Source organism: Nakamurella sp. GG22, from assembly GCF_052976845.2.
In genome coordinates this window covers 1-19,590 of the sequence record NZ_JBRIIO020000005.1, presented here as the reverse complement: position 1 = coordinate 19,590, position 19,590 = coordinate 1, and the positions used below count along the sequence as shown (strand labels likewise).

Below are 19,590 nucleotides of genomic sequence, written 5' to 3'. Positions count from 1 at the left end.
CGATGCCAACCGCCGCAACGCAAATCGAGTACTACGTCGTGTTCTGGCGCCGGGACGTCACTGGTCTACCCGCCGGTGTTCGACCCGATGACGTCGGTTGGGAATCGGAAGAATACTTGGTCACCGGTACCACGCTCACTGAGGTTCAGGCTTGGATCCAAACCAATCACGACGATCGGCAGTACGAACTGTTCATCGCCGTGAACGGGCAACTGTCCGCCCGGCTGCTGGGCGCCGATCCGACCTTCCCGGCCAAGGATCCCGGGGGCTGAGGATCTTCGTTACGCCCGATTCGCCGTCAAAATGTGGGCCGAGGTTTCGTTGTTGATCTAAGGCCGTCGTCCCGGGCGGCGCGTCCCTCCACCACTTTCTGCCGTCCTGACGACGCATGGTCGCGCACACTCTGGCGCCGGACGGAGCCGGGTGGAGCCGACCAGGAACGAACAGTGAGTTTGCTGCGCAGGCCCTACCCGAACCAAGTGCCCCGGCCCATCGCACGGCGACTGGTGGTTGCTGGGCGTTGTCGTGGGCGGGGCCGGCCGCATTCGCCCCAACTCCGGCGCCGATACGACCGCCGGTGACTGCTTGGTCATCGGCGAACCCAGCGCCCATCAGCTGCTGGCACCCGGCGGTTCGCCCCAGTGGCCGGGGCAGAGGACCCGACCGCGCTCTCACACCTGCGTGTGGTCGGTGCGCCTCATGCGCGAGCTGACCTGCGGGACGGCGGACAGATTCAGCCCGGGGGTTCCGGATCAGCCGGCCAATGCCACCGGCGTCCGTTCCGGCACGCCATAATGCTTGATGATCTTGTTCAATTCCATCTGGTAATACAGCGGGCTCAAGCCGAAGACGAAATCAGCACGAATCCTATCCAAGGGTTAGAGGTTGCCGGTAGACCCGCAGCCCGCTGCGCCGTGGCGATTCGGTTGCCAGTATTGAAGTACGAAACAAAGGGCGGCACGATGATGATTCCGCCGAACATCACCGTCAGTAGAGACCCGGCGGGTTTGATCGGTTGGCGAGGGTCGAAGCGCAACATCTCGTTGTGAATCTTGAAGTACCACACCAGACTGTAAATCCCCAGAGTGATCACCGGGAACACCAACCAGACCAGAAGGGGGTTGCGCAGCTTCATCTGTGCGCCGAGCAGCACCGGCCGCGTTGGAGCATCAGCGGGTACCAGGGCCGCCGGCGAAATCCCGTTCCAGGGGTTGGGCGCTGCGGGGTGGAGCGGGTCATTCGAGGTGCCAGAAGTGGACGTCATGTCAGTTCCCCCATTTGTCGCCGACGACACCAAACCGTAACGCCGATTCCGGCAACAATGACCCGGCTGCTCGAATGCGTTGGGCCGAAAGGTAACAATCACTCTGACGGGCAAAAAGTTGGCTGACACAAGGGACAGCGGGTGCCGGAATTCGACCTCCAACGAGAATTCGAGCCCGGAAGGTGTGGAATGGCGCCCGGGTTCCGCGGCGAAACGGTCCGCCCGGCCGGGCGATGGACGCGAGCCTCACCTCCTGGGCAGGTACCCAGCTGTGATCGAGCTGTGGCGGTCGGAGTCGACCGGCCGGGTCAATCGAGGGCACGACGCGCGCGGTAGCTACCGTGGCACGCTTCCAGCTCCGAGCTTGGTGGTCATGTTTCGCCGTGCAGAGGTAACTCGGTCGGTTGGTGCGCCAAGAGCAGCTTTCGGGCTGTCTTGTACCTACGGGCCAACCGCTCCCGGTCGCCCTGATCGAGCACGGCAGCACGATCCGAGTCCGCGCTGTCTTCGATGTCGGCGAGTTTGACCGCGACCGCCGCAGGTCCGGCGTCGACCAGTCCCGCGTAGTAGTCCGCGTCACGCTGGCCGTGGCGCCGGGTCATCACCTCAACGAGCGCCAGCGTGTCACCCGTGATGCCGGCCGCGCGCAGGGATCGGACTGTCCAATTGGTGTCCTGCAGGACACCGTGGAGCCAGCCGGCGGCGACGACTTCATCGCAGTAGCCGCGGCTGGTAAGCCGCCGAGAGACCCGTTCCGGATGATCGATATACGGAGCGCCGATCCGGTCGAACCGACCCTGGTGGGCGTACCGGGCGACACGCTCGGCTGTCGAGGTGATCGGGCCGGGCTGGTTCGCCGTGGACTTCGCCATCAATTCCATATTGATTTACCCCCAAAGGGCGTCGACCGATTGTTGCACGTCCTGAGGGTCGCAAACCAATATGCGCCCGGAAAACTGAAATCACTCGCGGTCGACGACGAATGCGCGATCCAGCTCCCCTGGCCCCGCGGGTGGGCAGAGCGCTCAACGGCTCCTGTCATACCTGGCCAGAGTCACCCCGCCGGGAAAGGTCCGCGTCTCCACCAGGTTCAGGTTCACCCAGCTATCCAACGTGGCGAAGAACGGCGTGCCGCCGCCCACCAGGACCGGATGCGTCACGATCGTGTACTCGTCGACCAGCCCGGCCCGCAGGGCCGCGCGGGCGAGGGTTGCGCCACCAACCCTCATCGGCTCGCCGTCCTCGGCCTTGAGCCGGGTGATCTCAGCGACCGCGTCGCCGGCGAACAGGCGGGTGTTCCAGTCGACCTTCAGGGGCGACGACGAGAACACCACCTTCGGCGTCTCCCGCCAGTTCCGCGCGAACTCGATCTGCGCCGGGGTGGCATCGGGGTCCTGGTCACCGGTCGGCCAGTGGGAACTCATGGCCTCCCACAGCTTGCGCCCGTACAGCAACAGGCCGATCGCCTGCTCCTGCTCGAGCCACCACTGGAACAGCTCATCGTTGGGGCCGCTCCACCCGATGTCGTCGCCGGGTGCGGCGATGTAGCCGTCCACCGTCAGGTTCATGCCGTAAATAAGCTTCCGCATCGCGCCGTGCCCTTTCCTCAAGCCGGTCTCAGAGGTCCCGACCGGTCCAGGTCACGAAACTGATCGGTGCCTTCGCAGGGGTACTTGCACCAGAGCCAACAGCACGCCCGCGCGATCAGATTCGCGGGCCGAGGAACGGGCCGCCACTCGCGGCGATGACCGGTTGCGGTGAACCTCTGACCGCGAACCCGGTGTGAAGCGCGCTGCGCCGCCTTACCGTGGCACGGTGGCGCGTCTCGTCCATCTCAACGGGCCACCGGGCATCGGCAAGTCCACGGTGGCCGCGATGTACGCCGACCGGAATCCGGGCACCCTGAACCTCGACGTCGACCGCGTGCATCAGTTGGTCGGCGGATGGCAGGACGAGGAGATCGACACCTGGCCGGTGGTCTCGCCGCTCGTCCGGGCGATGGCAGCGAGCCATTTGCGCAGCGGCCGCGACGTCGTGATGCCCCAGTACCTCGGCAAGCTCAGCGAGATCACCGCCTTCGCAGACCTCTCGGCGGCTCACGGCGCAGAGTTCCGTGAGGTGCTCCTGCTGGACGATCGGGGTGCGTCGATCCGACGATTCGATCGTCGCGCCGACGACGTCGACGACCCGTGGATCCGCCACCACCATCGACTCGTCGGTCAGCGAGGCGGCCCGGCCCTCCTGGGAAGGATGTACGACGACCTGTTGGACGTTGTCTCGGGCCGCCCGGGAGTGACGATCGTGCCCAGTGTGCTGGGCGCTGTCGAGGGCACCGTGGAGCTGGTGACGCGGGCGCTGCGCGGGCCGGTGCCGTGACGCGATTCCACTGATGGGCGGAGGTTCTCGAGGCCGGGTTTCCTGCGAAGCCACACGGAACGGCTCAGCGTGATTCCGCCGGAGTTGCGGGGACGCATTCCGTTCGAAGTCAGCTGATCTGCTGGCCCGGATCACCGGACGCTGAACGCACTGGGCTTCAGCTCGCGGGCCCAGATCGCCGGATAGGTGGCGTCCGGACAGGAATGCACGTGCCCGATCGGCTACCATTCACTGAGTAACTCTCTGTTCTGCCCTACGAATTGAATTGTGTTACCTCGCAGAGCTTCTGGTCGTTGCCGCGGCGAGATCCTGTGCTGTCCCGTGGGTGCCGGTGCAGTCGGCGCCGGATCGCTGTTCAGGACAGGGCTCTTGCCTTGGTCCAAGACGGGCAGCATCCCCTACAAGCCTTTCACCGAGCGGCGCACGTCACACACTCGGTGGCCGTCGGCCGCACCTCCAGTCGACCGGCCGGGATGACGCCGCCGCAGACACGGCATACACCGTAGTGGCCGGCCTTGGCGTTGGTGAGTGCCATATTCACTTCGGCCATGCGGCGTTCCGTAGCCCGCCGCAGGCCATCGAGACGCGCATACTCCCCCGACAGCGGTAACCCCTCGGGGTCGTGCTCGTCGTCGTCGAACCGACTTGATCGTTGCAGCCGGAGATCGTCCAACGCGACCTGGTTTGCTTCGAGTTCCGCAGTCAGATCCTGCCGAAGAGCCATGAGCAACGGTTCGGGAACCGCCGCGGCGGACTCCGCAGGCGGTTGCGATCGGCCGGAGGTCACAGCCACAGTTCAGCACCGTCGTGCATCAGCCCGCAACATCGGGAGTGCCCGGCCGAGCCCCTGGGTCGTACGTCAGGAGGCATGCCCCGGGCAGCTCACATGATTCCCTTCGCCAACCCGGATGCACTGGCCCGCCTGGCCCTCACCGCGTCCACCTCCTGACCCGGGTAGGCCGATTGCTACTGGCCGACCCTGCCGTCGATGCATTCGCGCAGGAGGTCCGCGTGACCACAATGCCGGGCGTACTCCTCGATCATGTGCACCAGGACGTCCCGCAATGGGACTGGATCGCCATGATGCGTTCCCAGGGTCCCGAGGTCATCGGTCCGGTCGACGTAGTCCTCCGCGAACGCGACCTCGTCGCGCCACGACTGGAACGCCTCAGTGACGAGGGCGTCATCGGCGCGCGCGCCAGCCCAATCGCCATCCGGCTGTTCCGGCGAGTAGTACAAGGGCGGGGCATGATCGTCCGCCATCACCCGCCGGAACCAGTTCCGCTCCACATCCGCCATGTGGCGGACCATTCCGAGCAGCGACATGGTCGACGGCGGAACGGATCTGCGCGCGAGCTGCTCGGCGTTCAGGTCGGCACACTTCATCTGCATGGTCAGCCGGTAACGGCGCAGGTAATCGATCAGGATGCTGCGTTCATCAATCCCCGAGGCCTGATTCTCACGCGGATCGTCATCCGGATCGACCCACATCTCGGGTTCGGAAACAGCGCTGGACCAACGACTCACCGGTTCGCTCATCCGGGGAGTATCGACCTACCGCGCCGAGGTCGACGACCGAGTTTCCGAACAGGAAAGGCTCAGCCTCGCTGACCACCCCGAACGCGTCCTGCGGCGCTGGTCAGACCGGTCATCGCGAACGAGAGGCCATCACGGGTCGTTCGGCTCTGGCGGCGCACCCAGCCGCGGCAGAGGCTACGGAAGAACGTGCGGTCGAGGGGTGAAGGTAGGAGGGACCACCGTTGGCATCGACATTGCGCCGGCACAGGTTGCTGCTGTGGCGGAAAGGTGGAAACGCAGAGCCGTTCACCGATGCGAACGGCCGACCCCTGACCGAAAGCATCTCGGAGAAGGTCTCGGTGCTGATCAACGGCGCTCGGCAGGGCCTGATCATCCGCGGTCAGGATTTCGCCAACCCGATTCTGCTGTGGGTGCACGGCGGACCAGGAATGCCCGATTACCCCCTCACCCAGGACTATCCGACCGGCCTGGAAGACCTGTTCACCCTCGTCTGGTGGGATCAGCGCGGTGCCGCCCTTTCCTACGACCCTCACATAGCACCTGACACGATGACGATCGAACAGTTCATTGCCGACACCATCGCAGTGACCGATTACCTACGGGATAGGTTTCGCCAGGACCGGATCTACCTCCTGGGTCATTCCTGGGGCAGCTTCATCGCCCTGCAGGCAGCAGCACGGGCACCGGAACGCTACAAGGCATACCTCGGAATGGCGCAGATGGTGCATCAGCTTGAATCCGAGAAGATGGCCTACGACTACATGCTGGCCACCTACCAAGAGCGCGGCGACACCGCGATGGTGCGAAAACTTCGGGCTGCACCGGTATCGATGACCGGCGGGACGTCGGGCGAATACCTCAAGCTGCGGGACACCGCGATGCACCGGCTCGGGATAGGCACCACTCATGACATGACCTCAGTAATCACCGGGATCTTCTTGGCATCCTGGCGGTTCCGCGGCTACACGGTGCGGGAGAAGCTCAACCTCTGGCGCGGGCGGGCATTCTCCCGCAGCTTCGGTCTCTGGGATCAATTCATCAGGATTGACGTCCGCAAAAGTGTTCCCGCGCTGCAGATCCCGGTGTACTTCTTGGAAGGCAAGTTCGATTACACCTGTGTCAGCTCGTTGGCAAGGGACTACTTTGATCAGCTGCAGGCACCGGTCAAGGGCTTCTACACCTTCGACAATTCCGCGCACAGCCCTCTGCTGGAAGAACCCGTGCGGGCCCATCGCATCCTGGAACACGACGTGCTCGCCGGGGCAACAACCCTGGCCGACCATGACAGCGACCCACCCTGAGAGCCACTGCGGCGGATGACGCCGTTCTCATCAACTCCTTTGCCCACTCCGTTCGACAAGAAAATGTGACTCCGCCCTGCGGGAAGCGATGAGTACACGTGGTTCCGCCGGTCTACGGGGCGAGAGGATCAATCGCCCGACGCAGGAGAAGCCATGAGTTCCGACCACCACGGCAAGAACGCACATGACAAGCCGCCCCGAAGCACCTCTGTAGAAGCTGGCGTCGGCACCACCCTGCCAGAGGCGATGACCGGCAGGGCGAGCCCCGCGAAGGCAGCGGTCGGTGACAAGCCAGTCTTCGCCTATATCGCCAGCCTGCCGCAACCGCAGCGCGGCATCGCGGAAGCGGTCGATGCGCTGGCGGCCAAGACGCTGCCCGGGCTCCAGCGTTCGGTGAAGTGGGGCATGTCGTACTACGGCGTCGGCGACGGGTGGTGTTTCAGCTGTGGCGGCTTCGCGGGCCATGTGAAGCTGATGTTCGTCAATGGCGTGGCGCTCGAGCCGGTACCACCGGTGACGCCGGTGGGGATGGGCAAGTCGACACGAGGTGTGGAGCTCACGTCCGTAGATGACCTGGACGCACCCCAGGTCGCGGCGTGGATGAACCAAGTCGCGTCCGTGCCGGGCATGGGTGGCAAGAAGCGTTGAACGCGAGTTTGGCGTTCCCCAAGGAGGAGAGGGCAGCCCTGGTCGTCGGCGAGCCGCAGAAGTTTCAGCTGCCCTCCGCGACGGACCTGCGCTGCAACTGGATCCACACCGATCTGGCGGCGCTGGCACCCAGCGGGGTCCGCGAGCTCGTCGTTGATGCCTGGCGCATGGTCGTCCCCAAGAAACTCTCGCGTGCCTACGATCTCGCCCATCCCGACGGCCCCGGCTGAACCGCTCTGACAGCGACCACCACCTTCTGCGGACCCGATCAAACTCCTCGAGAACTGCTGCGCGACCCATTGACGACAGCAGCAGACATCTCGTGTGGCGGCTGCTGTCACCGCCGGGGCGAGACGGGTTCGGCGGCCTACCATTCGGCGATGAGCTCGCCCCTGGCCGTCCGTCCGGCTCGAATCGAGGACGTCGTGCAGATGGCGCGCGTGAATGTGCGGTGCTGGCAGGAGACTTACCGGGGACTCATGTCGGACGCAGACCTCGACGACCCAGGCTTACTGGCCGTTCGGGAGCGGTTCTGGACTGCGGCGTTGACTGACGAGCGCCATCGACCCAATCGGGTGGCTGTCGCCGAGCGGGACGGCGAGTTGATCGGAATCGCCATGTCGGGCCCGGCGTTGGATCCCGCCGCTGGGTGGGCGAGGCACCTCTACGTGCTCTACGTGTACGTCGCCGATCACGGCACCGGTGCGGGGCCGGCGCTGCTGGAGGCGGTCGTCGATCCGGGGGAGTCGGTGGCACTGTGGGTGGCCGACCCCAACCCGCGTGCCCAGGCCTTCTACCGCAAGCACGGCTTCGACGCCGACGGGGCGGCCCAGGTCGAGAGCGGAATGCGGGTCATCCGCATGGTCCGCGGCGGTCAGCACAGGCGATAGTCCAGTTACCCCGATCGCCACACGCGGCGAAATGACCGGTGCTGCTCACGTGCTCGCGAGCGCAACGCCGTGGCGCTTGGTCACCGAGAGAATTGCCTGCATCACCTCCTCGACCGGCCGGTCCACCGGCACCGAGCCGGCGAAGTCGGCGAAGAACCGCCCGGCGCCGTCGCCGGAGGTGATCGCCACGAACCGGGCAGACTCACCGATGACTCCGAAGGTGCTCGGGGTCCCGGCCGGGAATACGACCAGCCCACCGGGCTCCACGTCGTACGACGTGTTGTCGACGAGTGCGGTGATCCGGCCCTGGATCAGGAACAGCACGCCGGTCCATGGCGAGACATGCGGTGGCGCCATCGGTGCGGCGGGCGCGATCACCTCGAAGACCTCGAAGGCCCCGCCTGCGTCGTGTACGGAGGCCTTCGCGATGTGGTCGCCGTCGATCATCGGAAAGTGCCGGCCCTCTCCAGGTCGGACGTGAATGGTGCTCATGGCTCCTCCATCAGGTTGTCGATGTCTGGGTTGGGTGCTTCAGATGCCCGGGTCGTCGGAAGATGGATGATGGTTCCTTGCCACTGCGCTGTTGAGGGTGTTGGAGCTCGATGAAAGTCGTTGGCAGAGAATGGAAACGCCTGAACCTTCCAGGTGTTCCGCACCGACCGGGCGGCCGGCGAGCACGAGCACGATGGACAGCAACGGGCCCCGGACTTCCTCCCCGTCCCCGGCCGACCAGTCCGCGTCCGTGGCGACGAACCGAAGACCGTGGTGGTCCAGGTCCGCGAACACCCTCGCTTTCAGGCGGCCGATCCGGGTGGATCGGCTCCACCACAGCCGGTCAGCAGTCGTCGCGGCGGCCCACGGGTCCACGGCGAGGTTTCGTCCGAGCGGGACAGCGACGTCCTGGCCGTGCACGACGATGTCGATGAGCGTCTCCAGGGGCGTGACACCGACGTTGTGCCGGCGAGAGCCGACCATGCCGCGGATCTGGGCGATGAGCTGGTCGGACGGCTGCTCGGCCCGGCGGCGTGCCGATGCGTTGATGATGTGGTTGAGGCTGCCGGGATGCCGCAGAGCAGTCAGGAGTGCCGAGCCGATGGTCATCTGTTGCAGGGTCAGATGTGCGGCCACGTCTCGGACGGTCCAACCGTCGCACAGCGAGGAAGTGTCCCACTCCCCTGGTGTCAGCTCCCCGAGCAGGTCGGTGGTGCGGAGCCGCTGCGTATCGATCGCCGTCCACAGCAGGTCATGGTTCATGGGTGCGCCCTTCGTCGACGACATCGTCCGGCGGGTACCAGACATCGGGGGGACCGGTCCGGGTGCGCTTCAACTCGTAGAAATCGGGGCTCTCGGCCAGCAGCCGAATGCCGTCGAAGAGCCGGAGGGCTACCGCCCCGAGGGGAACCGCGTTAAGGATCGGGCCGAAGAAGGCAACTCCGTTGACATGAACGACCGGTGTGCCGACGTCGAGTCCGACCGGGAGGATCGCCTCGTCGGTGCTGCGGCGTAGCGCGTCGTCATACGCGTCCGACCTCGCGACGTGTGCCAGGTCGGTCGGCAGGCCCGTCGCGGCCAGCGCGTCACATGTGGCGGCCCGATACTCCCTGGGCGACGGGTATCTCCAGTGGTCGAAGATCCTGTGACCGAACTCGCGATGCCAGGCGCGCAGTGCGTCACGACCGTGGTGCTGCGCCACTGCCATCGCCACGCGAGAAGGACCGACCATCCCGGCGTAGCGCTTCTCGAGCACCCCACCGGCGTTCAGGAGGTGCAGGCTCATGACGTGGTGTCGCACTTCTACCGGCCGCAGCCGGCCGACCTCGCGTAACCAGCAGGCGGCGACCCATGTGTACGGGCAGATCGGGTCGACATACAGGTCGACGACTGTGCTCGCACCGCGGTCGATCGCGAGCCTCGCCCGGGCGGCCTCCGTGCGCTGGTTCGAACCGGGCGGCGGCGCATCACCGTCGACCTTCTTCCGGTATGCGGTCACCACGGACTCCCACAGCGCCCGGTCAGGCCCGCCGTTCGGTGAGTCGAGTCGTTCCACAATGGAAGCAAAGCGGTCGAGGGGCAGCAGACACATCGTTCGAATTACTCATCCGGCTGCTCATCGGGATCGGTTCCGCTCAATCCAGGCGGCGATCAGCGCCCGGTTTCCGAAACCGAGTTTGCCCAGGATGTGCTGCACGTGGTTCTGCGCGGTGCGTTCAGAGATGACCAGGCGCGCCGCGATCTCCCGGTTGCTGAGGCCATCTGCCACCAGCGCGGCGATCTGCCGCTCTCGGGGGCTGAGCGGGTTCGGGACCGCGAACTGCTCCAGCCGCCTGGTCCAGGGGGGCATCCCCAGCGTGCGGGCGATCGATATCGCCTCCCTCGCAACGGCCCTGGCGGCGACCGGGTCTCCCGACGCGTCAAGCGCCTCGGCGAGCAGGCAGTCGGCTTCCACCCGAAGGCCCGGCATACCGGCCTCGCGGCACAAGGTGCCGGCTCGGCGCAGGTCCTGTCGTGCGGCGGTCCAGTCGCCGAGCGCACTGGCACAGGCCCCCAGGGTCAGCTCGACAGGCCCCAGGTAACGCGTTGCACCACCGCCACCCACGACGTACCGCCCGCGATGGGGCTCCAACCGGCCGCAGAGATACCTGGCGTCGTTGTCCGCACCCAGTGCGGCGGCCACCCTGGCCGCTATCGCCCACACCGGCAGCACTCCCCAGCGCGCAATGTCCCAGCCTTGTGGAGCACCGCATCGCTGGTACTGGACGGCCGCCTCCTCGGTGCGGCCGCAGTCCACCAACACGAATGCACGGAACAGGCGTGCACCCAGCGCCCAGCGCGGGTCGGTGCCGAACTCCCAGACCTCGGGCTCGAGGATCTCCTCGGAGTGTCCGACATGGTGGCCAAGCCACACCTGAAACGACACCGAAGCGCCGTGCACGGCCGGATGACCAATCTGCTCCAGGAGCTCGACCGCCTCACCCTGGAGACGCTCGGCTCGCGCGAACTCCGCCCGGGCCAACGCCAACGCAGCTTGCGCCCCTAGCAGATGCCAGCGGCTAGAGCTGTCGTCGATGCGTCCGACGCAGCTCGCCAGCCGGGTCGTCTCAGCCTCGATCGCCGTCAAATCGCCCACGAACCCGAGGGCGTCAATGCGCCAGAGGCACCCCCACATCTCAACGTCCGCGCGACCCGTCGACGTGCCGAGATCCGCCATCCGATCAGCAAGCCGTACCAGCTCCTCGATGTCGTCCGGCCCGCTCGTCGCCAACTGACGGGCGGTGAGCGCATCGATGACCAAGGACCGATCACCGAGAACTTCGGCGCCGCGGAGGGCCTCGTCGCTCAACTCGAGCGCCTCGGTCCAGTGGCCGCAGTACACCGCCGCCTGTGCCTGCCGGGCCAGCAACCGGACCCGGGTGTGGTCATCGAGCCCGGCGGCCGCGAGCGCCTCCGCACACCACTGGTAGACATCCCCATCCCATGAGGACTCACCCAGGGGCTCCAGGGTCGACGCCGCGTCCGCCAACAGCTGCGCCGAGCCAGAGCGGCGGGCCACAGCGACCGCGGCCCGCACCGCGGCACGGGCAGTCAAGAGTTCCCCGGCGGCCAGACTGTTGCCGGCCAAACGGATTTGGAGCCGAGCTCGATCCACCGGATCCAAGGTGGCCGCGGAAGCTGCCGTAAGGTGCTGCGCGATCTGCCCGTGATCGGGACCCGGTTCGGACTCCAGCACCTCGGCGAACCGCCGGTGGAGACCGACGCGTTCCGCCAACGTGAGACTCCCTTCGGCGACGCGGCGAGCGCCCTCATCCGCGTACCAACCCTCGCCGGCGTCGGGCGCGATGACCAGCACGCCCGCGCGGACCGCCCGGTCCACCGCGACCACACAGTCACCCGGATCCAGCCCGAGAACCTTGGCCATCACAACGAGCCGAAAGCGTGGGCCCGCCACGGCGGCCGCTGCCAGCAGCCGGGCCACGCCCGGATCGTCCTCCCACGCGCTGGTCACGCTCGGAGTGTGACCACCTGGCGGGGCCGCGGCAATCGGGAACATCTGGGTAGCCCTGCACGAACACGCGCGAAAGTCTTGACGCAGGTGAATTCGGCGGCCTAACATCGAACGATGTTAGGCACTCCGAACAGGGATCGACGTGCCGAACGTCGCTCGGCAACGAGGGCGGAGATTCTCGAGGCGGCGTGGGGACTGTGCGCGGCCGGCGGTCTTTCTTCGTTGTCAATGCGGGATCTTGCCCAGCAGATCGGGTTGAAAGCGCCGTCGATGTACTCCTACTTCGAGTCCAAGAACGCGATCTACGACGCAATGTTCGCGCAAGGGTGCCGGCAATTCCTCGAAGGACGGCCGATGCACGTCCCCGCCGATCTGTTGGACGGCATCAAGGTCATTCTGAGCTACTTCGTCAGCTTCTGCGTTGCAGACCCCGTCCGGCATCAATTGCTGTTCCAGCGCACCATTCCCGGATTCGAGCCATCAGCCGAGTCATATGCCATCTCACAGACCGCCATGCAGCTGACACGCGACTGGTTCAACGACCACGGCCTGAACCGGCCCGAGGTCATCGACCTGTTCACCGCGCTCGGCTCCGGGCTGGCCGCCCAGCAGAACTCCAACGAACCGGGCGGCGATCGGTGGACTCGACTCGTCGACGACGCCGCCCTCATGTTCGTCCGTCACATCCAGGCCGTTGACATCCAGCCCGCAAGACCGGGAAGGAAACGCACATGAACGCCACCGCGACCGCGATTGGTGCGATCCGTCGACTCGAACGCCCAGAGTGCACCGCACTGGCCATCGAAGAATTCGACCAGGTGGAACAGTTGCTCAACACCCTTGACGGGGCCGACTGGTCGCGCACCACCGATTGCCCCGACTGGGATGTTCGGGCCGTTGCCGGTCACATTCTCGGCATGGCACAGACCTTCTCGTCCCTGCGGCAGTTCCTGTCCTACATGCCGACCGCCGCCCGGACCAGGAATGGGCGCGACTTCATCGACTCGCTGACCGCCCTGCAGGTGAAGCGCAACGCGGGTCTCGACACATCCACGCTGATCGCTGAGATCAAGGTTGCCGGGGCCGCCGCAGCCCGCTGGCGGTCCAGCCGGCGACTGATGCGTCACATCCCGCTGCAGCAACCGCTCCCCGACGGCACTGCCGAGACCTGGCGACTTGGTTATCTTCTCGACATCATCCTGGTCCGGGATCCGTGGATGCACAGGGTCGACATCTCCCGGGCCGTCGGCCGGCCCCTGGCGTTGACCCCCGCTCATGACGGTCGAATTGTCGCCGACGTCGTCGCCGAATGGGCCGGCCGTCACGGGCAACCGTTCACGCTGCGCCTCACCGGTCCAGCAGGTGGCAGCTACGTCCAGAGCACCGGTGGGCCGGACATCCAGATGGACGCCGTCGAGTTCTGCCGGGTCCTTTCCCAGCGGGAGCCCGGACAGGGGCTCCTCGCCGAGTTCGTGCCCTTCTGAGGCCAGTGGCCTTCCTGGGGCGGTCACGCGAACATCGAATAATTGACTTTCCCTTCCATCGCGCAGGGGCGCGAGTAGCCAACCCGATCGCCGAGAGCTTGCTTCGAAAGTGCGGACGCCGTCGTGCATCTGGCCAACAAGCATGACTTCGCCAGACCTGCGACTTCCAACGCAGCCGAACGGGCGGCAGTTCAGACGATCGGTGACGCGCTGGCGGGCAGCAACCGCCCCTTCCTGTTGGCTTCGGGAGTGGCCGCTCTGACCCCCGGCAGGCTCGTCACGGAGGACGACCCATCCCCGTTCCACGGGCCCGAGTCGCCCCGTGGCGGGGCCGAGAACCTCGCGTTCGAGTTCGCCGACCGCGGCGTTCCTGTTGTGAGCTTTCGGTTCGCACCGACCGTGCACGGCATGGGTGAACATGGCTTCATCTCGGTCATCTCCGGCGTTGCCCGCCAGCGGGGCGTGTCCGGGTACCCAGCGGACGCGACCAATCGCTGGGCCGCGGTGCACCGCTCCGATGCCGCTCGGCTGATAGCCCTTGGATTGGCGAAGGCCGCAACGGAGAGCGGTGGGGCCAGCATCCGGCTTCACGCCGTCGCCGAAGATGGCATCCCATCCCGACGGATTGCCGAAGCGATCGGCCGCGTGCTCGACCTACCCGTCGCCTCGATCGACCCAGGTGACCTGCAGGGTTTCGGGAACCGGGTTGGGGGGTTCGCCGGTCTCACCGCACACACAAGATCCGGCGGCTCGGTGTCCTATCGCGCAATGCCGGTTCGTGGGAAAGGTAGGAACCACCAACCCGAGAGGAACATCGCCATGGCCACCATCGCAGCGCACGAGTTCATCACCCTCGACGGAGTCTTCGAGGAGCCCAGCTGGACGTTCGAGTACGGCTTCGACCCGAAAATGGGCGAGACCATCGACGCGATCACCGGACAGTCGTCGACCATCCTGTTGGGCCGGCGAACCTTTGAGATGTTCGCCCCCGCTTGGCGTGACCGTACTGCCCAGGATGACCCCGGAGCACCGTTCTTCAACGAGACCCAGAAGTTCGTCGTCGGCGCGCGACCACTGGGCGAGGAATGGGCGAACACCACGGCCCTGGGCGCATACGATCCCGCCGCGATCCGCCGCCTCAAGCGTGAGCGGGATGGCGTCATCTACATCTCCGGCAGCGGACAATTGGTGCGGGCGCTACTGTCTGATGGCTTGGTGGACGAGCTGCACTTCTTCGTTTACCCGCTGGCCCTCGGCAAGGGTGAGCGGTTCTGGAACGAGGGCGACGGGCCCACCCGGTTGGTCCTGAAGGCACACGACGTGTACGACAACGGCGTCGTGCATCACGCCTACGGACCGGCCTGATCAACCGGTGCTGCCTGACGGGGCCGGTGTGCGAAACGGGGGCGAGCGCGGCGGGCGTGACCACCCTCACCCGCTGATCGGCGTGACGCTGGGCGACCCCGGCCGTCCCTTCATCAGCGCCTTGCCGTGCTCGCAACGCCGTCGGGTGGCCGGCGGTCTGCTATCGAGCATCGATGACGGTGGGAGACCGCCGGCGGGAACCTCCGAGACGTGGCGCGGCGGCTGTCCCGGCAACGCTGCGATCACCAACTCCCGCCGGCAACGGTTCACGACGAGGACTCGCAATGAGAACACGCGCCCTGACGGCTATCGCGGGAATGGTGACCACGTTCGCGCTCCTCGCCGGCTGCGCTCCGATGATCGCCGGATCCGGCACTCTGCCGAGCACGACCGCCGGTTCCAAGAGCGCGGGAACGGTCATCGAGCAGGGAACGGTGACCGAGACGCGGACCGTCACGGTCCAACCGAGCACGCAGGAGCTGCCATCAGGTCACTCGACGTCACTGCCTCCCACATCACCGACCACCACGTCGGACACCGAGATTCGCGCAAACGTCTCTGCCGCTGTCGGGGTGGTGAACACCTATTGGACGGACCTGTTCGCCACCTGGGAGGACGACTTCGGTAACCCGGTGGCGTGGTGGCAACCTCAACTGCTGAACGGGGACGGCTTCTTCGACTCGACGTCCGATGCCCTGCCACGCTGTGGCGATGACGCCGACACGGCCGGCAACGCCTTCTTCTGCGGGAGCATCGGCACTGGAACCGGTTACATGGCTTGGGATATGGAGTTCTTCCGCGAGTACAGCTACTTGGGTGCGGCGGTGTTCTACATGGTCGTCGCGCACGAGACCGCACATGCCGCCCAGACCCGCTTCCAGCACGACGGCGAGGCCCCGGCGGTGCTGGTCGACGACTATGAACTACAGGCGGACTGCATCGGCGGAGCTACCCTCGCCAAAGCGGAGGCGGACGGTTACCTGGCCGTCAGGCCCGGGGAACTGGAGGAAATGACCCGGGTGTCGCGCGCCATGGGCGACTACTCCGGTGACAGTCACGGCACACCCGAACAACGCGACGCCTGGTTCCAGCGCGGATACCGGGGCGATATCGAGTCATGCCTCGGGGAGCGCTGAGCCGAACCCGCCGCTGCACAGCCGTTGAGCCGGCTGAGATCTAGTTCGGCGTTACGAGCGACGACCCGGCCGTATCGCCGGCCACGATCGCCGCGACCAGGTCCGGCATCGCGTCGGTGACGCGAGATGAGATCGGCGCGCCGGCCTGCTCCAGCGCAATGTCCAGATCGACCAGCGGATTGACGCCGACGGCTGCCCGCACGGCATGCCACACCTCGTCGATGGGTGCGCCCTGGTCGAGGATGCGTTCGGGCACTGCGCGCGCGTGGATGGGTGCCAGGGTCGCGGCGGCCAGCAGGCCGGCGATGACCGGCAGTCGTGCGGACTCCAGCGATTCCTCGGTGTACCCGACCAGCGCGGCGACGACCGCGGCGACCCGTTCGGCGGGATCCAGGACAACCGCCCCGTCCCCGTGCCGGACCGCGACCCTGCCCTGCATCTCCAATGCGACCAGGGCTTGGGCCAGTGTCGCTCGGCTGACTCCGAGTTCGACGGCCAATTCCCGTTCCGGCGGCAGCCGGTCCCCCGGGGACAGTCCCTGGGCCTCGATGAAGTCCGTGATGTGGACGGCGAGTTGCTGGTACAGCCGTGGCCGGGCAAAGCGCGGTGCCGCATCCTTGCGCCGGACTAGTGACATTTCCGCATCGTAAGTCGGATTGGCTCAAAGGTCGAGAGGCTAGGCCACTGCAGGCGCCTCTGGACGGGCGTCACCTGGGTTCCCCTATCCTGCAACGGGCCTGTTTCTCTGCCGAAACAACCTCTTGACAAGTGGTCCACTGGACGAGAGGCTAGGCCAATTCGCAGACCTTGGGACGCTTCGGCCCGCGAACAACTCACTCATCACCGCCGTGGCCACCGTTCCGCTGCACTCCGGAACGCTGAAGGGTCCGCTCGTCCGACAAGGGAGTCGTCGTGTCAGCTGAAGTGATAGCACTGATAGTTCTTGTGCTGGTCTTCGTGGTAGCCAGCATCCGCTCGGTCAACATGGGCGCACTGGCCCTGGTGGCTGCTGCGGTGGTTGGCGCCACGGTGTACGACGTTGGTCCGAGCGAAGTGCTCTCCGGATTTCCCGGCAATCTCTTCGTCATCCTCGTCGGGGTGACCTACCTGTTCGCGTTGGCGAAGAACAACGGCACGGTGGACTGGATCGTCCATGCCGCGGTTCGGGCCGTCGGCGGGCGGGTAGCCCTGATCCCGTGGGCGATGTTCGTGGTCTGCGCGGCGATCACTGCCATCGGCGCCATCACGCCGGCAGCTGTCGCCATCGTCGCACCGGTGGCACTCGGCTTCGGCAAACGTTTCAGGATTCACCCGGTGCTGATCGGCATCCTCGTGGTCATGGGTGCCACCGGCGGCAGCTTCTCGCCGATCGGCATCTTCGGCGCGATCACCAACGGCGTGGTGGCCGACAGCGATCTGCCCGGTAGTCCGCTGATCCTGTTCCTGGGATGTTTCGGTGCCGCCCTGCTCATCTCGGTGGTTGTCTTCTTCGCATTCGGTGGGCGAGAATTGTTGAGCCGCAGGGACACTGCGGAGCACGAGTTGGAGAACAACGCCTACATGGATCAGGTGACCGGCTCCGCTGCCAGGGAGGCCACCCGTTCATCGGTGACCGGCACCCCGCAGTCGGCGATCGAGTCCACCGGCCGGGCAGGGGCACATTCCGGCCTCGGGGGCGGACCCGGGTCCCGGTCGGGCGGATCCGGTTCGGGCGGATCCGGTTCGGGCGGATCCGGCTCGGGCGGATCCGGCTCGGGCGGCGGAACACGAGGCTCCACCGGCGGAACGGGTCAGGTTCGCACCGCGACCACCACCGATGTCGACGACGACCATCAGTTGAATGCCGAGCGCATCCTGACCCTGATCGGCCTGGTCGGGCTCGCTGTGGGGGCGTTCGTCTTCGATCTCGATGTCGGCTTCACCGCGCTCGGCGTCGCCGTTGGACTGACGCTCATCTTCCCCAAGGCCGCCAAGGGTGCCGTGGACAAGATCAGTTGGGGCACCGTGCTGCTGATCGGCGGCATCGTCACCTACGTGTCGCTGCTCGAGGATCAAGGCACCGTCACCTGGCTGGGCGACCAGGTCGCAGGCGTCGGCGTTCCCTTGCTCGCAGCGTTCCTGATCTGCCTCATCGGGGCCGTCGTGTCGGCGTTCGCTTCCACCACCGGCATCCTCGGCGCACTCATCCCCCTCGCTGTCCCGTTCCTGATGACCGGACAGGTCGGAGCGATCGGACTCATCACCGCACTGGCCATCTCGAGTTCTGTGGTGGATTGCAGCCCGTTCTCCACCAACGGCGCGCTCGTCGTCGCCAACGCGGAGGAGAAGGACCGGGAGATGGTCTTCAAGCGGCTCATGCAGTGGGGTATGTCGATCATGATCGTCGCGCCCATCGTCAGCTGGGGCCTGCTGGTTCTGCCGGGCTGGGGCTGATCGCAATGGGTCGATCGGAGACGGGTCGATCGGAGATGAGTCGATCTGAGTTGAGCACTTCGGATGTGGACGACCCGCACATGAGCGGATCGGACACCGCGGCAGCCGGCGCGTTGGCCGGGTTGATTGTCATCGACCTGTCCAGGGCACTCGCCGGACCGCACGCCGGGATGATCCTGGGTGACCTGGGAGCCAGGGTCATCAAGGTGGAAACCCCCGGGACCGGCGACGACACACGCGGCTGGGGACCACCGTTCATCACACCTGACGATCCTTCGCAGTCGCGGGAGTCCAGCTACTTCCTGTCCTGCAACCGCAACAAGGAATCCATCGCGCTCGATCTGAAGTCCGAGCACGGCAAGCAGACCCTGCGCAGATTGATCGCCAGGGCCGACGTCCTGGTGGAGAACTTCCGCCCGGGTGTGCTGGCCAGATTGGGCTTCGGTGGCAGCGAACTCACCGCGCTCAACCCGAGCCTGGTGACGCTGTCCATCTCCGGATTCGGGCACGACGGACCGGAGGGCGGCCGGGCCGGCTACGATCAGATCGCCCAGGGCGAGGCGGGATTGATGTCGCTGACCGGATCCGGCCCCGACGATCCGCAGCGCGTCGGAGTTCCGATCGGTGACCTGCTCGCGGGCCTGTACGGCGTCATCGGCGTGCTGGCCGGCCTTGTCGAGCGGGCCTCCACCCGCCGCGGGCAACTCGTCCGCACGTCGCTGCTGGGCAGCATCGTCGGGGTCCATGCGTTTCAGGGCACCCGGTGGACGGTCGCCGGAGAGGTCGGCCGCGCCCAGGGCAACCACCACCCTTCGATCGCCCCCTACGGTCTCTTCCGCTGCGCCGACGGCACGGTACAGATCGCCGTCGGCAGTGAGGGGTTGTGGCGTCAGTTCTGCGCGGAATTCGAGATCGACACCAACGCATCAGGTTTGGCGACGAACGCGGACCGCGTTGCCAACCGGGATCGCGTCATCGAGCTGGTGGAGAAGGCATTCGCACACACCGATAGCGAGGCGCTGTTGAAGCGGCTGGCGGGGGCCGGGATACCTGCCGGCAAGGTGCGGACCATCGATGAGGTCTACGACTGGGTACAAACCAGGTCCCAGCACCTTCTGATCGACGTCGAACACGAGACTCTCGGCACGACA

21 protein-coding genes and 2 pseudogenes are annotated in these 19,590 nt (G+C 66.2%); 13 read left to right on the top strand and 10 right to left on the bottom strand.

Going from position 1 to position 19,590, the window contains the following annotated elements:
- The first annotated feature begins 2 nt into the window (after window positions 1-2).
- On the top strand, window positions 3-272 hold the full coding sequence (locus ACVBEQ_RS07375; RefSeq protein WP_447156143.1) for a hypothetical protein: 270 nt from the start codon (window positions 3-5) through the stop codon (window positions 270-272).
- A 566-nt stretch (window positions 273-838) separates the two neighbouring features.
- On the opposite strand, the gene ACVBEQ_RS07370 is transcribed toward ACVBEQ_RS07375, so the two are convergent.
- The 3 genes from ACVBEQ_RS07370 to ACVBEQ_RS07360 all read right to left on the bottom strand — a co-directional run bounded on the left by ACVBEQ_RS07370 (window position 839) and on the right by ACVBEQ_RS07360 (window position 2,853).
- Window positions 839-1,264 carry a DUF4234 domain-containing protein gene (locus ACVBEQ_RS07370; protein ID WP_447156142.1) on the bottom strand — a complete coding sequence of 142 codons (426 nt, stop codon included), beginning with the start codon at window positions 1,262-1,264 and terminating at the stop codon, window positions 839-841.
- A 371-nt stretch (window positions 1,265-1,635) separates the two neighbouring features.
- Window positions 1,636-2,136 carry an HD domain-containing protein gene (locus ACVBEQ_RS07365; protein ID WP_447156141.1) on the bottom strand — a complete coding sequence of 167 codons (501 nt, stop codon included), beginning with the start codon at window positions 2,134-2,136 and terminating at the stop codon, window positions 1,636-1,638.
- A gap of 153 nt (window positions 2,137-2,289) precedes the next feature.
- Window positions 2,290-2,853: a dihydrofolate reductase family protein gene (locus tag ACVBEQ_RS07360; RefSeq protein ID WP_447156140.1), complete on the bottom strand. Its 564-nt coding sequence runs from the start codon at window positions 2,851-2,853 to the stop codon at window positions 2,290-2,292.
- A gap of 226 nt (window positions 2,854-3,079) precedes the next feature.
- Here ACVBEQ_RS07360 and ACVBEQ_RS07355 point away from each other — a divergent pair, with 226 nt between their 5' ends.
- Window positions 3,080-3,640 carry an AAA family ATPase gene (locus tag ACVBEQ_RS07355; protein ID WP_447156139.1) on the top strand — a complete coding sequence of 187 codons (561 nt, stop codon included), beginning with the start codon at window positions 3,080-3,082 and terminating at the stop codon, window positions 3,638-3,640.
- Between the two features lie 409 nt (window positions 3,641-4,049).
- On the opposite strand, the gene ACVBEQ_RS07350 is transcribed toward ACVBEQ_RS07355, so the two are convergent.
- Window positions 4,050-4,364, bottom strand: coding sequence for a TraR/DksA family transcriptional regulator (locus ACVBEQ_RS07350; protein WP_447156138.1), 315 nt, complete (start codon window positions 4,362-4,364; stop codon window positions 4,050-4,052).
- 242 nt (window positions 4,365-4,606) lie between these two features.
- Window positions 4,607-5,179: a DinB family protein gene (locus ACVBEQ_RS07345; RefSeq protein ID WP_447156137.1), complete on the bottom strand. Its 573-nt coding sequence runs from the start codon at window positions 5,177-5,179 to the stop codon at window positions 4,607-4,609.
- A gap of 221 nt (window positions 5,180-5,400) precedes the next feature.
- Between ACVBEQ_RS07345 and ACVBEQ_RS07340 the strand changes: the two genes are divergently transcribed.
- The 4 genes and pseudogenes from ACVBEQ_RS07340 (at window position 5,401) to ACVBEQ_RS07325 (ending at window position 8,018) form a co-directional block, all read left to right on the top strand.
- Window positions 5,401-6,480: an alpha/beta fold hydrolase gene (locus tag ACVBEQ_RS07340; RefSeq protein WP_447156136.1), complete on the top strand. Its 1,080-nt coding sequence runs from the start codon at window positions 5,401-5,403 to the stop codon at window positions 6,478-6,480.
- Window positions 6,481-6,633: 153 nt separating this feature from the next.
- Window positions 6,634-7,128 carry a DUF1801 domain-containing protein gene (locus tag ACVBEQ_RS07335; RefSeq protein ID WP_447156135.1) on the top strand — a complete coding sequence of 165 codons (495 nt, stop codon included), beginning with the start codon at window positions 6,634-6,636 and terminating at the stop codon, window positions 7,126-7,128.
- An 11-nt stretch (window positions 7,129-7,139) separates the two neighbouring features.
- Window positions 7,140-7,358: pseudogene (locus tag ACVBEQ_RS07330) on the top strand (MmcQ/YjbR family DNA-binding protein); the annotation flags it as partial.
- A 150-nt stretch (window positions 7,359-7,508) separates the two neighbouring features.
- A complete protein-coding gene (locus ACVBEQ_RS07325) occupies window positions 7,509-8,018 on the top strand; it encodes a GNAT family N-acetyltransferase (protein ID WP_447156134.1) in 510 nt (169 codons plus the stop codon).
- 45 nt (window positions 8,019-8,063) lie between these two features.
- Here the strand turns inward: ACVBEQ_RS07325 and ACVBEQ_RS07320 are convergent, their stop codons facing one another.
- From ACVBEQ_RS07320 to ACVBEQ_RS07305, 4 genes are read right to left on the bottom strand one after another with little or no spacing between them, the layout of a single operon-like run.
- On the bottom strand, window positions 8,064-8,510 hold the full coding sequence (locus ACVBEQ_RS07320; protein ID WP_447156133.1) for a cupin domain-containing protein: 447 nt from the start codon (window positions 8,508-8,510) through the stop codon (window positions 8,064-8,066).
- 39 nt (window positions 8,511-8,549) lie between these two features.
- Window positions 8,550-9,272 carry a maleylpyruvate isomerase family mycothiol-dependent enzyme gene (locus ACVBEQ_RS07315; RefSeq protein WP_447156132.1) on the bottom strand — a complete coding sequence of 241 codons (723 nt, stop codon included), beginning with the start codon at window positions 9,270-9,272 and terminating at the stop codon, window positions 8,550-8,552.
- Window positions 9,262-10,065, bottom strand: coding sequence for a mycothiol-dependent nitroreductase Rv2466c family protein (locus ACVBEQ_RS07310; RefSeq protein WP_447156131.1), 804 nt, complete (start codon window positions 10,063-10,065; stop codon window positions 9,262-9,264). The genes ACVBEQ_RS07315 and ACVBEQ_RS07310 overlap by 11 nt, the downstream gene beginning before the upstream one ends.
- Window positions 10,066-10,125: 60 nt before the next feature.
- A complete protein-coding gene (locus tag ACVBEQ_RS07305) occupies window positions 10,126-12,021 on the bottom strand; it encodes a helix-turn-helix domain-containing protein (protein WP_447156130.1) in 1,896 nt (631 codons plus the stop codon).
- A gap of 114 nt (window positions 12,022-12,135) precedes the next feature.
- On the opposite strand from ACVBEQ_RS07305, the gene ACVBEQ_RS07300 reads away from it, so the two are divergent.
- The 5 genes and pseudogenes from ACVBEQ_RS07300 (at window position 12,136) to ACVBEQ_RS07280 (ending at window position 16,006) form a co-directional block, all read left to right on the top strand.
- Entirely contained in the window at window positions 12,136-12,756 is a 621-nt protein-coding gene (locus tag ACVBEQ_RS07300; RefSeq protein ID WP_447156129.1) for a TetR/AcrR family transcriptional regulator, read from the top strand.
- Entirely contained in the window at window positions 12,753-13,505 is a 753-nt protein-coding gene (locus ACVBEQ_RS07295) for a maleylpyruvate isomerase family mycothiol-dependent enzyme (protein ID WP_447156128.1), read from the top strand. Before ACVBEQ_RS07300 ends, ACVBEQ_RS07295 begins: the two co-directional genes overlap by 4 nt.
- Window positions 13,506-13,598: 93 nt before the next feature.
- Window positions 13,599-14,222 (top strand): annotated as a pseudogene (locus ACVBEQ_RS07290) (Rossmann-fold NAD(P)-binding domain-containing protein); the annotation flags it as partial.
- A gap of 51 nt (window positions 14,223-14,273) precedes the next feature.
- Window positions 14,274-14,870 carry a dihydrofolate reductase family protein gene (locus tag ACVBEQ_RS07285; protein ID WP_447156168.1) on the top strand — a complete coding sequence of 199 codons (597 nt, stop codon included), beginning with the start codon at window positions 14,274-14,276 and terminating at the stop codon, window positions 14,868-14,870.
- A 284-nt stretch (window positions 14,871-15,154) separates the two neighbouring features.
- Window positions 15,155-16,006 (top strand): neutral zinc metallopeptidase, encoded by an 852-nt coding sequence (locus ACVBEQ_RS07280; protein ID WP_447156127.1) that lies wholly within the window; start codon window positions 15,155-15,157, stop codon window positions 16,004-16,006.
- A gap of 40 nt (window positions 16,007-16,046) precedes the next feature.
- Here the strand turns inward: ACVBEQ_RS07280 and ACVBEQ_RS07275 are convergent, their stop codons facing one another.
- On the bottom strand, window positions 16,047-16,643 hold the full coding sequence (locus ACVBEQ_RS07275) for a FadR/GntR family transcriptional regulator (protein WP_447156126.1): 597 nt from the start codon (window positions 16,641-16,643) through the stop codon (window positions 16,047-16,049).
- 275 nt (window positions 16,644-16,918) lie between these two features.
- On the opposite strand from ACVBEQ_RS07275, the gene ACVBEQ_RS07270 reads away from it, so the two are divergent.
- Window positions 16,919-18,439 carry an SLC13 family permease gene (locus tag ACVBEQ_RS07270; RefSeq protein WP_447156125.1) on the top strand — a complete coding sequence of 507 codons (1,521 nt, stop codon included), beginning with the start codon at window positions 16,919-16,921 and terminating at the stop codon, window positions 18,437-18,439.
- 80 nt (window positions 18,440-18,519) lie between these two features.
- Window positions 18,520-19,590 (top strand): CaiB/BaiF CoA transferase family protein (locus ACVBEQ_RS07265; RefSeq protein WP_447156124.1); only part of this gene is annotated, 1,071 nt, incomplete at its 3' end.